Annotated in this window: 12 protein-coding genes; 2 read left to right on the forward strand and 10 right to left on the reverse strand. The window is 58.8% G+C overall.

Going from position 1 to position 13,403, the window contains the following annotated elements:
* Positions 1–46: 46 nt before the first annotated feature.
* Positions 47–1,354 (reverse strand): ATP-dependent protease ATPase subunit HslU, encoded by a 1,308-nt coding sequence (gene hslU, locus ACR0B7_RS10455; protein WP_170576715.1) that lies wholly within the window; start codon positions 1,352–1,354, stop codon positions 47–49.
* 192 nt (positions 1,355–1,546) lie between these two features.
* Here hslU and ACR0B7_RS10460 point away from each other — a divergent pair, with 192 nt between their 5' ends.
* Entirely contained in the window at positions 1,547–2,788 is a 1,242-nt protein-coding gene (locus ACR0B7_RS10460; protein ID WP_170569924.1) for an MFS transporter, read from the forward strand.
* On the opposite strand, the gene hslV is transcribed toward ACR0B7_RS10460, so the two are convergent.
* Positions 2,777–3,337 carry an ATP-dependent protease subunit HslV gene (gene hslV / locus ACR0B7_RS10465; protein WP_170483114.1) on the reverse strand — a complete coding sequence of 187 codons (561 nt, stop codon included), beginning with the start codon at positions 3,335–3,337 and terminating at the stop codon, positions 2,777–2,779. The two genes, ACR0B7_RS10460 and hslV, sit on opposite strands and share 12 nt — an antisense overlap.
* A 198-nt stretch (positions 3,338–3,535) precedes the next feature.
* Between hslV and ACR0B7_RS10470 the strand changes: the two genes are divergently transcribed.
* Positions 3,536–3,730: a DUF1127 domain-containing protein gene (locus ACR0B7_RS10470; RefSeq protein ID WP_170386910.1), complete on the forward strand. Its 195-nt coding sequence runs from the start codon at positions 3,536–3,538 to the stop codon at positions 3,728–3,730.
* A gap of 56 nt (positions 3,731–3,786) precedes the next feature.
* Here ACR0B7_RS10470 and ACR0B7_RS10475 read toward each other — a convergent pair whose 3' ends face one another.
* The 8 genes from ACR0B7_RS10475 to tsaE form a co-directional block, all read right to left on the reverse strand.
* Positions 3,787–4,149, reverse strand: coding sequence for a Lin0512 family protein (locus ACR0B7_RS10475; RefSeq protein WP_170554266.1), 363 nt, complete (start codon positions 4,147–4,149; stop codon positions 3,787–3,789).
* On the reverse strand, positions 4,146–4,496 hold the full coding sequence (locus ACR0B7_RS10480; protein ID WP_170483111.1) for a Lin0512 family protein: 351 nt from the start codon (positions 4,494–4,496) through the stop codon (positions 4,146–4,148). The genes ACR0B7_RS10475 and ACR0B7_RS10480 overlap by 4 nt, the downstream gene beginning before the upstream one ends.
* A gap of 66 nt (positions 4,497–4,562) precedes the next feature.
* On the reverse strand, positions 4,563–4,883 hold the full coding sequence (gene trxA / locus ACR0B7_RS10485; RefSeq protein WP_170386904.1) for a thioredoxin: 321 nt from the start codon (positions 4,881–4,883) through the stop codon (positions 4,563–4,565).
* A 60-nt stretch (positions 4,884–4,943) separates the two neighbouring features.
* A complete protein-coding gene (gene addA / locus ACR0B7_RS10490; protein WP_480681418.1) occupies positions 4,944–8,303 on the reverse strand; it encodes a double-strand break repair helicase AddA in 3,360 nt (1,119 codons plus the stop codon).
* A complete protein-coding gene (addB, locus tag ACR0B7_RS10495) occupies positions 8,300–11,227 on the reverse strand; it encodes a double-strand break repair protein AddB (protein ID WP_170483109.1) in 2,928 nt (975 codons plus the stop codon). Before addB ends, addA begins: the two co-directional genes overlap by 4 nt.
* Positions 11,220–11,906, reverse strand: coding sequence for a nucleotidyltransferase family protein (locus ACR0B7_RS10500; protein WP_170483108.1), 687 nt, complete (start codon positions 11,904–11,906; stop codon positions 11,220–11,222). The genes addB and ACR0B7_RS10500 overlap by 8 nt, the downstream gene beginning before the upstream one ends.
* Entirely contained in the window at positions 11,903–12,907 is a 1,005-nt protein-coding gene (locus ACR0B7_RS10505; protein WP_170483107.1) for a phosphotransferase, read from the reverse strand. Before ACR0B7_RS10505 ends, ACR0B7_RS10500 begins: the two co-directional genes overlap by 4 nt.
* Entirely contained in the window at positions 12,904–13,377 is a 474-nt protein-coding gene (gene tsaE / locus ACR0B7_RS10510; RefSeq protein ID WP_170483106.1) for a tRNA (adenosine(37)-N6)-threonylcarbamoyltransferase complex ATPase subunit type 1 TsaE, read from the reverse strand. The genes ACR0B7_RS10505 and tsaE overlap by 4 nt, the downstream gene beginning before the upstream one ends.
* Positions 13,378–13,403: the final 26 nt, after the last annotated feature.

Consider the following 13,403-nt stretch of genomic DNA (forward strand, 5'->3'; position numbering starts at 1 on the left):
TCCAGCGGTGCCGCACAGAAATTCCGGCGGAAACCGGCTGGACATATCACAAGACGTAACGGCTGAGGTCTGTGGACTTGGTCAGTTCGCCCAGATTGTCATTGACGAATTGCGCGTTGACCGTGATCTCGGCCCCTGCCTGATCCGGGGCAGTGAAGGAAAGTTCCTCGAACACGCGCTCCATCACCGTATAAAGCCGCCGCGCGCCGATGTTTTCGACGCTTTGGTTCACGTCCGCTGCGATTTTAGCCAAGGCTGCGATGCCATCTTCGGTGAAGCTGACCGTGACCTCCTCGGTTCCCATCAGGCCGGTATATTGGCGGGTCAGGGCGTTGTCCGTCTCGGTCAGGATACGTACAAAATCCTCCTCGGTCAGCGCGCGCAGTTCAACCCGGATCGGCAGACGGCCCTGCAATTCGGGCAACAGGTCCGAGGGTTTGGCGATGTGGAACGCACCGCTGGCAATGAACAGGATGTGGTCGGTTTTCACCGGGCCGTGTTTGGTGCTGACAGTCGTGCCTTCGATCAGGGGCAGCAGATCGCGCTGCACCCCTTCCCGGCTGACATCGCCGCCGCGCGCATCAGATCGTGCGCAGACCTTGTCGATCTCATCCAGAAAGACGATCCCGTTCTGTTCAACCGATTCCAAAGCCACGCGGTTGACGGTTTCATCATCCAGCAGCTTGTCGGCCTCTTCCCCGATCAGCGCGTCATAGCTTTCGGCGACAGTCATCTTCTTCTTGACCGTACGACCGCCGAACGCCTTTCCGAAGATGTCGCCCAGGTTCATCATACCCATCTGGCTGCCGGGTTGACCGGGAATGTCGAACATTGGCATCGGGTTCGAGCTGTCGGACAACTCCAGCTCGATCACCGTATCGTCCAATTCGCCCGCTTTCAGTTTCTTGCGGAACATCTCACGCGTGCCTTCCCGGGCATCGGTGCCGGCGATGGCTTCGATCACGCGATCTTCGGCGGCTTGATAGGCACGCGCTTTTACATCTTCGCGCATATACTCGCGGGTCTGGATAATCGCGGCATCCGCCAGATCACGCACGATCTGTTCCACGTCGCGCCCTACATAGCCAACCTCGGTGAACTTGGTGGCCTCGACCTTGATGAACGGCGCACGGGCGAGTTTTGCCAGTCGGCGGCTGATCTCGGTTTTGCCAACACCGGTCGGGCCGATCATCAGGATGTTCTTGGGGTAGACCTCATCGCGGATGTCATCCGCCAACTGCTTGCGCCGCCAGCGGTTGCGCAGCGCCACGGCGACCGCGCGTTTGGCGTCTTTTTGCCCGATGATAAAACGATCCAGTTCCGAGACAATCTCGCGCGGGGTCAGGTCAGTCACGGGGGCGGTCCTTTCGGTCGGCGTGGGTCAGATGCGGCTTAGGTAGTCACCGCGTGGGCGAAAACAACCAAGCTACTTTCATTGTCAGCGTTGGTTAACAACCGTCCATCCGGTTTGCAAATGCTTTCCATAGGTGAAACGCGCGCCCTCTGATACAGTGATTTCAAGGCGTTGAGGGTCAGGAGCGCGGATATGACGAAAATTGCGAAGATCACCCTGTTGTTCGTTGTGTTTGTTGACCTGATTGGACAAGGGCTGGTCTTTCCCATCATCAACTCGCTGATCATGGAGACGAAATCCGGATTTCTGCCCGAGAATACTCCGATGGGTCGGCGGCATTTCTACTATGGGCTTGTGATCGGCTGCTTCTTTTTGTCGTGGTTTCTTGGCGTGGTTTATGTGTCCAAGGTTTCGGACTCGATCGGGCGCAAGAATGCGCTGCTGGTCTGTCTGGGAGGGGCGCTGGCCGGCTATGCGATCACCATAGCGGCGCTGTATATGAACAGCCTGCTGCTGTTGATCCTTGGGCGTTCGATCACTGGGTTTACTGCGGGGAACCAGCCTATCGCACAGGCCGCCATGATTGACGGCAGCACCGATGCGGCCGACCGCGACCGAAATATGGGATATATCGTGACCGGCGTCAGTTTCGGACTGGTCGGCGGGCCGATAATCGGGGCGGTCCTGTCCGACGCCGCCCTGCTGGGCAGCATAGCCACACTGAAAACGCCATTCTACGGCGCGTTCGTTCTGGTTCTGATCGCCATTTTCCTGGTCCTGTTTTTCTTCAAGGACACACGAACCGAACGCGCTGCCTTTGTCTTTCGCCCACGCGATGTTACCGACAGCCTGATCGCGGTGAAGGGTCACCCGACGGTGTTGAAAATCCTGCCCGTCTATTCGTTCTTCATGATAGCCAACGTCACGTTTTACGTATTCGTTGACAATTTCCTGACCAGCAAGTTCGGCTATGGCGTGATCGGAGGCAGCGTGGCGATGGTGGTCATAGGCGTGGCACTGGCGTTTTCCAGCACCTTCCTTGTCAAACCCGCGCAGGAAAGGTTCAGCAAGCACAAGATCATCTATGCGTCGCTGATCGTGATGGTGATGTGCGGCTTTGCCTTCGCCTTCAGCCCCAGCGGAGTGTTCAGTTATGTCCCGGTCTTTTTCTTCTATTTCCTGTTCGGCGTGGCCTACCCGACCCTTCTGGGCCTGTTTTCGTCCAGCGTCAGCGAGGCGGATCAGGGCTGGGTCATGGGCGTGACCACAGCCGTCTTTTGTTTGGCCGGAGGCGTCATGTCCCTGATCGGTGGCGGGCTGATGAGCATCGACATCCGGGTGCCGTACTACATCGTGATCGTCGCCGCGATATGCGGCCTGATTGGAATGCACCGGCGCTGGAAAGGAAAAGAGATCAAGGCGCTACTGGCCTGAGATTTCCTCAACCGTCAGGTTGCCATTGGTATAAACGCAGATATCGGCGGCAATCGCCATGGCCTCACGCGCCACCGTTTCGGCGGGTTTGTCGCCGTCCATCATCGCGCGCGCAGCCGCCAGTGCGAAATTGCCGCCCGATCCGATGGCAGCCACGTTATGTTCGGGCTCAAGCACGTCCCCTGCCCCGGTGATCACCAGTAGATCGTTTCCGTCGGTGACGATCAGCATCGCTTCGAGCTTTTGCAGATATTTATCCGTCCGCCAGTCTTTCGCCAATTCGACCGAGGCCCGGGCAAGTTGACCGGGTGTGGCCTCCAGCTTGGCCTCCAGCCGTTCCAGCAAAGTGAAGGCATCGGCTGTTGATCCGGCAAAGCCTGCAACAACCTCGAACCCGCCCGGAGACAGGCGGCGCACCTTGCGGGCGGTGCCTTTGATGACCGTCTGACCCAGACTCACCTGCCCGTCCCCGGCGATCACCACCTGGCCGCCTTTCTTGACGCCAATAATCGTTGTGCCATGCCAACCGGGAAATTCGCTGTCTGCCATGAAAGCCTCCGTTTTTTTCTTGCACCCTATATGGGCCGGACCCATCGACAGCGCAACAGTTCACAAATCGCCCAAAAGATATGCAAGAAATGCAATTCGGGGTTACCGGACTAGCAATTGTGAGACTCAGCCAATGCTCCTACATGAGCCTCACAACCGACAAGAGGTCGGCTGTTTCAGTTACAAGGAAATGCGCAAATGGCAACTACTGCAAATATCCATGCGCCGCTCGGAGCAGCTACCATCCTGCATGTAGTGGACGCGTTCTTCGGAACATTTGAAAAAGCAACCGCGTGGAATGAATCCCGCAAAACTCGCAAGGCCCTGTCGGTCCTCAGCGACGCGCAACTGGACGACATCGGCCTGAGCCGCGCGGATATCAGAAACATCTGATCCGCGAGACATTCGACAGTTAAGATGAGCCGCTCGTCCGAGCGGCTTTTTCTTTGTCAGGACAGTTTAAAAAGCCCGTCCATATCGGGAAGAAATGCCTCAACCGCAGCAGTTGCGATGACGTGGCGCGTGCCGTCCTCGGGGTCCTCTACATCCAGTCCTCCGGTGACCGCCCGTACTTCGGCGCGACCGCGTGGAAGATCGCCTGCGACAAGTTCGCAATCCACGGCATCTGGCTGTTGAACCCCTATTGTTACCCGCACACGCATCTGATGGTGGTCTACGCCCAGCTTGGAAAACAACGTGATCGACGAATGATGCAGCGCGTCCTGTACGGCCCGCCGCGCAGCTTTGGTATAGTCTTGTCCGTACAGATCGTTGCCGGTTCCCATTTCCAGAATGATGCGTTTTTCCATCACAGTTCGGCCTCCATGTCGAACGATACGATGATCGCCGCATTTGCAATTACCGTGTGGCCGGCGGTTTCCGGTTTCTTTATGTCCAACCCGCCCTGCGTCACGCGGATGTTTGGTTGGCCATATGGAAACACCGCCATCAGCACTTCGGTGTCGACCTTTTCTGGGTGGGCGACCCCGATTTCGGCGTCGATAATCATGGCCTCTTTGGGAAAGCCGAATAGCTCTGCCATGTTGACCGAATTGTGCCACAGCGCGTCTTTGATGGCCCGCAAAGCGGCCTCGGTATAGTCTTCGCGGCGCAGCGAGGTGCCCATGCCAAACTCAACAAGAACGCGTGTTTTCGCCATGTGACCCTCCGGCATGAAAAAGGCGCCCCGGATGAGGCGCCCCCGATCTTTGCGTATCCAAACGGATCAGATGGATTCGTCAATCCAGCTTTGCAGGGCGGCCTTCGGCGCGGCACCTGCACGGTTCGAGACCACCTGACCATCCTTGAAGATAAACAGCGCAGGAATACCGCGCACGCCCATCGCGGCAGCGGCGTTGGGGTTACTGTCCACGTCAACCTTGGCGATCTTGACCTTGTCGCCATACTCAACCGCCAGCTCTTCCAGGGCGGGACCGATTTGTTTACAGGGGCCACACCACTCGGCCCAGAAATCGACAACAACGGGGATGTCGGAATTCTTGACTTCGGCGTCAAAGGTATCGTCGGTTACGGCTACGGTCGACATATTCTGTCTCCTGAATGGGGAATGCTTGGTCACTGAAACTAGGTGCGGGGTTTTCCAAGGTCAAGGCATCGACGCACGCGTCAGCGCATCCGTCACCAGATCGTGTGGCAACCACATCAACCGAGCCGTTCTGGTCCACAGGATCGCAGTTTTGATGTCGCGATCAGGGTAAATCTGTGACAGCGCACAGGAATACGCCCCCATCTGTCGCAGCAGGCCGTCAGGACACGCGGCTGCGGTGTCCGGCACAATCATATTCGATTTGAAATCAATGACCTGAACGTCTTTGTCCGTTACGACCAACCGGTCGATGACCCCGTGCATCCGACGCCCGTTCAGATCGGCGGATACCGGAACTTCGGCCAGAGACTCGGGGCCGAATATGTCCTGCAGATGGTCTGCGGATAGCACGGCCCGCGCCTCGGAAAACAGCGCATCGCGTTCCGAATCCTGCATATCGGGAAGAACCCTTGCGCAAAGCTGCGGCCAGAATTCGGACGCAACCGAAGGCAAGTGTTCGAGAAGAAGGTGCAGCCGGGTTCCGCGCAGTTTGGCGGCCTCCTCATCCTGCCCACTGTCGCCCGGCAAGGCCTTCGCGCCACCCAGATCCGACGGGCTGAGCGTTTCGGTCTCTGGCTCGGGCGTGGCTGCCTCAGCCAGAAATGCCTGCGGAATGTCTACACGCTCAATCGTTGGTTCTGCATGTTCGATCAGAGGCGGGTCAAGCCATTCACCATGCGACAGCCTTAGCGTCTCTGAACCCGGCTCTGAAGTGGCACCTGCCCGTTCCATGGCGGTCTGAACCATCTGGTACCAGCTTGACCCATCTTTGCCGACATCCCCGGCTGCGGCCACGATCAACCACTTCTCGGCCCGTGTTAGAGCCACATAGAGCAACCTCAACCGCTCGTTTTCTTCCCGTTCGCGTGCTTCTTGACGGGCGCGGGCAATCGGGGCCGGTGATCCATCTGCCGGGACTTTCCACAAGGGCGTCCCCTCTGCCACCATGATCTCGGCATCGCGCGGGGCTTGCCGTTTGCCAGTGTCGGGCAGGATTACGATTGGCGCTTCCAACCCCTTTGATCCATGCACTGTCATAACCCGGATCATGTTGCCGACACCGCTCATCTGTCGCTTGATCTCAAGGTCATCGGTCTGCATCCACACCAGAAACCCGGTCAGGCTGGGAATATCGGTGCGCTCGTAGGCAAGCGCCTGCGACAACAGCGCGTTGATGCCGTCTTCGGCTTCGGCCCCCAACCGCCCGAGCAGTTTGCGCCGCCCGTCATGGCGGGTCAGGATACGTTCGATCAGGTCGTATGGGCGCAGAAAGTCGATCTGCCCGCGCAGGTCGTTCAATACGGCAAGCGTGTCGGGAAACTCATCGGCGCGGCGGCGCAGCGCGGCCCAAAGAAACGGGTCTGTTCGGCGGTGGGCCAGATCGAAAAGCTGCTGTTCGGTCCACCCCAGTAACGGAGATTTGAGTACCGTCGCCAACGAAAGGCTGTCTTCCGGCGTTGCTAGAAAGCTGAGCAGCGCGGCCAGGTCCTTCACCGCCAATTCCGCGCCGACTTTCAGGCGGTCTGCCCCTGCGATTGGCAGGTCAGCGGCTTTGCACGCCCGAATGATTTCAGCGAACAGGTCCGAGCGGCGCTGAACCAGGATCAGGAAATCCCCTGGCTGCACCTTGCGTCGTACAAACTCTCCCGGTGTTTCACTATCATCGGGAATGGTTTCGCCGCGCTCGATCATCGCCTTGATCGACTCTGCTACCTGTTGGGCCAGAATAACGGTGTGATGTCGCGCGCCGGGTCGATCCACAGGGTCGGTCCAGTCACCGTCTTCGTCTTCCTCGACCTTTTCAACCACGGGCCACAGATCGACCCGCCCCGGAAGATCGGCTTTGAACGCACGGTGAAGGCTTTCTTTGTGGAAGCCTGCCTCTACTTGGTTTTCAAACAGAATATCCACCAAGGACAGGATCGCGCTGGAGGACCGAAACGAGTACTCAAGCGTGGAATCCCACAATTTAGAGCCTGATTCAGTCAGCTTCCGCCCGAATTCAAGCTGCATCCGGTCAAAGGCTTGCGGGTCGGCGCCCTGGAAGGAATAGATCGACTGTTTCTTGTCGCCGACCACGAAAATCGTCCGCTCAATCCCCGATCGGGCGCCCTCTCCGCTGGTGAATTCCTGGGCTAGCTTCTCGATCACGTCCCATTGGTCGGGGCTTGTGTCTTGCGCTTCGTCCACAAGGATATGGTCGATACCTCCGTCCAGTCGATACAGCACCCACTCCGCGACCGCCGGATCGTTCAGAACTTGGCGTGCACGCAGGATCAGGTCGTCAAAATCCAACCATCCCCTTATTTGTTTGCGCCGTTCGTATTCCGGCAGGAAAGCCGCTGCAAACCGATGCAGTACATGTGTTTTGCGCCCGGCCGTCAAAGCCAGCCGTTGCTCTCGGGCTGCCTCAACCCGCAACATGAAGGCTTCGAGTTGCGACATTCGGTCTGCCAGAACCCCTTCGCGCAGCGCTTTGGTCGGAAAGTTGTTGATTTTGGCTGAAAACGGTTCCTTCGCCGACTTTCCGGTTAGGAAGACCCCTTCCAAAGTTGGCAGGATGGTGGTTCGCGGCTCAGTGAATCCGGCCAGCTTTGCTGCGGCCTTCGCGTTATTTCCACCGCTTTCAAGCATGGCGGGCAGGATCGAGCGGATCAGATCAACCTCGCCGCCCAGAAAAACGCGAGACAGCAACGTCTCTTCGTCAAACCCTTCGGGAAGGGCGAATTGTTGTTGAATCTCGTCCCAATTCAGGGGCTTCGCAAACAGGTTTCGCTTTTGCGTTATTGCGGCCGTCAGCTTTTCAAAACCGGTATCCGTCACGAACCGGGCCACATCTTCGATCAGCGCGGCTTGCGGCCCCTCTGCAAAATCTTCGACAATTTCTTCGCGCAGCAGCGCGGCGGCGCGGTCCTCCATTTCGGAAAATTGCGGGCTGACGCCAGCCTCAAGCGGAAAACGGCGCAAGAGAGACGCGCAGAACGAGTGGATTGTCTGTATTTTCAACCCACCGGGCGTTTCGATTGCGCGCGCAAACAGCGTGCGAGCCTGCGCCAGCCGGTCAGGGTCGATGACACCCGGAACGCCCAGATCGGTCAATTGCGCCAGTAGCCGGTCATCGTCCAGCATCGCCCACTCACCCAGTCGTTTGAACAGGCGGTTTTGCATCTCGCTGGCGGCGGCTTTTGTGTAGGTCAGGCACAAAATATGCTGCGGCTGAATACCGTCCAGCAACAATCGCGCCACTCGGTCGGTCAGTACCCTGGTTTTGCCCGAACCAGCATTTGCCGCCAACCAAGTTGAGGCTTCGGGTCGCGCGGCCTGTACCTGACGTTCGGTCGCGTCGTTTCGCGGGCTCATTTCAGATCCTCGGGGTTTGTTTCGTGCGTCCGGTCCCACTCGCCAAATCGTGCGAGGTGATCATAGTCGCCAATGTCGGTGTCCTTGTGCAGCATCCGGCGCGAAGAATAGCCTTGTTCAGGCTCTAAATAAGCTGAAATCAGCTCTTTCAGCTCAGCCAGAACCTTGTCGGGCGGTTCCTTGCCAAGTGGCGCGGGAACTTCCTTATAAGCCCCTCCCATACCGACAAAAATGGCTTCTGCCACTGGCAGTGGGTCAATTCCCTCAATCCCGCCCTGCTCGGCCATTGCAGCTTCGATCAGCAATTGTTTGTCAAACTTGGCTTGCTGGCTTTCGCTAGGCGGAGTGCCGGTTTTGTAGTCGACCAGTCGTAGCGCACCCCTGCTGTTCAAGTCGATCCGATCAGCGCGACCCGAAATCGTAAAGTCCAGAGGCGACAGTACTAGTTTCATCGCAGCCTCAAACGCCACGGGGCCACCATCGCCGTGCCGCGAGGTTTCCGCTTTCAAAAAGTCATCTGCAATCCGTTCAAGTCGCGCCAGCCAGAGCTTGCGGGCTGTCGGCCATGCAACATGCTGTTCCAGCAGGCTTTCAGCGCGTTTCAAAAAGTTGTCACGCGACAGAAGCGCCGAGTCCAGCAAGCTGTCCTTGACGAAATGCTCAAGGATTTCATGGATCACGATCCCGCGCAGCAACGCGTCCGGTGCCTGCACCAGAGGGTCCAGAGGCTTCAGGCGCAGCACGTGTTTGGCATAGATCGCATATGGATCGCGGATCAGGCGCTTGATTTCCGTAACGCTCAGACGGCGCGGGCGCGACGCAACCGGCGGGCGCGGCGACGGTCGTGGGGCAGCTTTGATATGCGGGGCGGTTTCAAGCTGCTCGGACCAGCGCAGCCATTGCCGACCACGGGAACGCATGCCGGACAACGCGTCGCGGCCACCTTGATCTGGCAGACCCTGCAACAAGTTTGTCAGCCGGTTCAGCCATCGTGAAGGCACTGTTTCCGCGTCATCGGACCGGATCGCGCGCGTCAGCCAGACCTCGGGCGCGCCAATAGCCTGCTGAAAGTCATGCGCCGAAAGCCCGATCCGCCGTTCCGGTAGCAAAAGCCCCGCTTTGTCGCGCATCTGGCGGTTCAGCCACGGGTCGGGTGCGGCGGCTTCCGGCCAGCTACCTTCGTTCAGGCCGCCGAGAATTAGCAGATCGGCCCCTTGTACGCGGGCCTCAAGCGTTCCCCAGATCATGATATGTGGATGCGGCGCGTCCCGATCGCGCACTTCTTCTCCGGCCAGTAATGCCCCCAGCAGGTCCGCGAAGTCATGCGCGTTCATTGACCCACCATGGTGTGCCTCGGACTCGAGTGAGGTGAGAACGGATTGCGCCTTTTGACCGGCGTTTTTGTCCCAAAGCGTTCCGGTGTCGCCCGCACTGCCGGCTGAGATAGCTTCGGCCAACGTCCGCAGACGGGCAACCCAATCCGACAGGGGCAATTCGGTCGAGATATCTTGGTCGCAGAAATGCCGCGCGAGCCATTGCATCCAGTCACCCGGAACCTCTTTGCGGATGGCGAAAGCGGTCAGGCTGGCGCTGTCTGGAAACGGAGGACCGTGACGCCGCAGGTCCAACTCAAGATCACGGGTGTGCAAAAGATGCTCACCCCGACCCCCGCCATCGTGACAGAGGGGGTGCTTCAGCAGCGTCAGCAGAGCTTCACCATCCAGACGTCGTGCGAACAGGTTGGCAACGTGCCGCAAAAACCGTCCGGGCGGAGAAAGTTGCAGGGGCAGACCGGCGCTGTCATCGGGCAGGATGTTCCAACGATCCAGCGCGGCACTGACCTGACGTGTCAGCATCCTGTCCGGGGTTATCAGGGCAGCGGTCTGACCGGTCTCGGCGGCCTGACGCAAACGCAGGGCAATGGCCAGCGCCTCGGCGCGGGGAGATTGGGCTTCGACCAGTGTCAGGTCGTTTGTCGCGCGGTCCAAATCCCTCAGCATTGGGCCTTCGGACATCCAGGCATCCGTGATCGGTGCTGGGCGTAATGCCAATGAAACCAGCCGGTTACGGGCAGGCGAGGGGGGCGCGTCCGGTGTCCAAGGTTCAATCTGATCTGGTTTCACCCCGAGCTGGGTCATCAGCTTTCGGAACCTGTATTGCGGGTGATCTTCCGACGTCAGCGCATCATCCAGATCGTTCCAGACACACTCGGGCTGGTCAAAATCAAACCCCGGCAGGATCAAGGCACCTTGTGGCAATCGCGCGACGGCTTCCATCAGCATTAGGGTTGTCCCCCGAGACCCCGTAGACCCCGCAAGAAGCACAGGGTGACGCGGTGGATCATCTCGCCAACGCTGGATCAGGTTCTCTACCACGCGACGCTGCCGGGCCTGAGCGTCCAGCGCATCGCCACCGGGATTGATAAAGCTATCTGCAATTCCGATAAACGCTTGCGCCCGCGCCCAGTGACCGGAAAGGTCGCTGACGTCCAGTTTTCGGATCGCATCGGGCGATACGCCTTCACCCTGCATTTCGTCTATGAGCGCGGCTAAACTGTCAGAAAGGTCAAACAAGGAAGACCGCGCGGCCAGATCGGGCTGTTGGTCCAAGAGTTTGGAAACCAGTTGTGTCAGCTCCAGCCTGCGTCGGAGGGGCGGGATGGCTGGTGGGACACTGGCAAGATCGACGCTTTCACCCAGATCAGTCACCAGCGAAAGCCGGGGCAACAGGCAAGCCGGGCCTTGATCGAACAGGCTGCGTACCCGGCGGGCCATGCGTCGGGTGTTGACCACAAGCTGAACCCGGGCCAGCGCTTCGGGTGGCTGATCCGCGCACCGGGTTCTCAGCCCCTGAACCAGTGCCTTGGGAAAGTCCGTGCCCGGTGGGACGGCAAAAACACGGGGCAGGTCGCCGGGCTTAAACATCGGCCAAAAGCCCTTCAGCCAAGGCGATCCCGTCCGGGTGGCCGACGTCACACCAGCAACCGGGATACGAAAGCGAAAACAGACGGTTCTGCTGCAGCATCCGGTCCCAGAGCAGGTTCAGTGAAAAAGACTTCTGAGGGAATTCTTTCAACCTTTCGGTCTTAGTGATCTGTACGCCGCCATAGATCAAACCGGGGCCGCGGGTGATCCGGCCTGTAGCGTCGGCGGTGAAATCGCCTGTCCCGCTGTAGCCGATCGTCTGGGCAACGGGCACGCACATCAGAAGGGCATCCATTCGCTCGGGATCCCACGCATTGCGCAGCAGCTTCAGCGGGTTCGGACCGGACCAGATCGCGTCTGAATTCAGGGTGAAAACCGGCTCAGACCCCAGTAAGGGCAAAGCGGCGCGCAATCCGCCCCCGGTGTCTAGAATGTCCGGCTGTTCCAGCAACAACTGCACACGTTTCGGGGTCAGATGCGCTTCAAGTTGATCCGGCAAATAGTGCAGGTTAGCGACAACCCGCTTTGGGTGCAGTTCGTCCACAAGATCAAGCGCGTGGTCGATCAAGGCCCGGCCCGAAACTTTTATGAGCGGCTTGGGCGTGTCTTTGGTCAACGCGCCCATACGTGTGCCGAAACCTGCTGCGAACAGCATGACAGCATCAGGAGATCGGGTCATGCTTGTCTGAGCCTTTCCAAAGCTTCGGGTGTCGGTGCGGGCAGGGCGTCGCGTAAAAGATCTGCAACCGTCACCAGGGCGGGATGTTCGAGATCCCGCATCAGGTGGGCCCAGGTCGCGGGGATCAGGTCTAAATATTGCGGCTTTCCGAACTCGGTCGCCAAACGCGCGAATACTCCGAGTATCCGAAGGTTCCGCTGTGCACCTAGAACGGCGTAAGCCGTGCGGAAGTCATGATCGTTGACCCCTGTTGCCGAGATGTATCGGTCGACCATCCGCATCTCGGTGCCCGGTGCCACGTCGCGGCGGACGTCCTGCAACAGCGAAACCAGATCATATGCGGGATGTCCCAGCATTGCTGTTTGAAAGTCCAGAAGACCCACGCGCTGCACACCGTCGCGTTCGGGCAGCCAGATCAGGTTTTCGGCATGGTAGTCACGCTGAACAACGACCTTCTGCCCAGATGCTTCACTGTGCAGGATGTCCGAGAACCGATGCTCGAACCGATCCCGCGCGTCTTCGTCATAACTGCCCTGAACGGCCTGCGCGTATTTTGTGAACGAAAGAGCGGCCAGCTCGGTCATCAACGAGGGACCATAAGATGGCAGCGACAGGGTCGGCGCATCATGTAGCGTGATCAGAACGTCTGTTGCCGCTTCGTACAGTTCACGTTCTTTCGGCGGATATTGCCGAAGAACGCGCGCGAACAGATCATCGCCCAAATCTTCAAGCAACAAGAACCCGTATTCTGTGTCTTCGGCATAGATTTCGGGCGCGCTCAGGCCAATGGACCGCAGATATTCGGCCATGCGGACAAATGCCTCAACAGGTTCGGCCTGACTCGGAGGGGAATCCATCAGAACGGCGGTTTTGCCGGTTTTCGGGTCAGTCAGACGCTCGTACCGGCGGTTCGAGGCATCCCCGGCCAGAGGCGCACGCTGCGCGTCGGCCCAAGGCGTCTGTGCGATCAGGGCTTCGGCCAGAACAGCACGGTTGGTCATGAGCAGGACTCCAGCCTTTGGGCCCATTTTGGGTCCGACCACGATAGGGTCAGTATTCGTTTTTCCATTGTGTCAGGGTCTGTTTCAAACGTCATTGTAAGGGCGGCATCAGGTCGAAGCGGACCCAGCTTTTCCGGCCATTCTATCAGGCAGATCGACGAGTCCAACGCTTCGGTCAGGCCAAGCTCTTCTACTTCTTCTACGGCGCTCAGACGGTACAGGTCACAATGCCAGATCTCTGTGGACTCGGTGTCGTAAACCTGCACCAGCGTAAACGTCGGAGAGGGCACATCCTCGGGGGTGGTCAACAGTGACTGGATCAGACCGCGCGCGAAATGGGTTTTGCCGCTGCCGATCTCACCTTCAAGCAACAGGGTGTCTCCGGGCAGCAAAGTCGAACCTAACCGAGTGGCAAACCCGGTTGTTTCTTCTGGGGAATTCAGGGCAATCGTCAGCGGTGTCGTCGTCATGGCGCCACAATGGCCCTGTGTCCGGT

The organism is Ruegeria sp. BB6, assembly GCF_056539385.1.

Coding starts and splice junctions, on each gene's coding strand:
- ACR0B7_RS10460 (WP_170569924.1), top strand. CDS start 1,547: ATGACGAAAATTGCGAAGATCACCCTGTTGTTCGTTGTGTTTGTTGAC.
- hslV (WP_170483114.1), bottom strand. CDS start 3,337: ATGGCAGACAGCGAATTTCCCGGTTGGCATGGCACAACGATTATTGGC.
- ACR0B7_RS10470 (WP_170386910.1), top strand. CDS start 3,536: ATGGCAACTACTGCAAATATCCATGCGCCGCTCGGAGCAGCTACCATC.
- ACR0B7_RS10480 (WP_170483111.1), bottom strand. CDS start 4,496: ATGGCGAAAACACGCGTTCTTGTTGAGTTTGGCATGGGCACCTCGCTG.
- trxA (WP_170386904.1), bottom strand. CDS start 4,883: ATGTCGACCGTAGCCGTAACCGACGATACCTTTGACGCCGAAGTCAAG.
- addA (WP_480681418.1), bottom strand. CDS start 8,303: ATGAGCCCGCGAAACGACGCGACCGAACGTCAGGTACAGGCCGCGCGA.
- addB (WP_170483109.1), bottom strand. CDS start 11,227: ATGTTTAAGCCCGGCGACCTGCCCCGTGTTTTTGCCGTCCCACCGGGC.
- ACR0B7_RS10500 (WP_170483108.1), bottom strand. CDS start 11,906: ATGACCCGATCTCCTGATGCTGTCATGCTGTTCGCAGCAGGTTTCGGC.
- ACR0B7_RS10505 (WP_170483107.1), bottom strand. CDS start 12,907: ATGACCAACCGTGCTGTTCTGGCCGAAGCCCTGATCGCACAGACGCCT.
- tsaE (WP_170483106.1), bottom strand. CDS start 13,377: ATGACGACGACACCGCTGACGATTGCCCTGAATTCCCCAGAAGAAACA.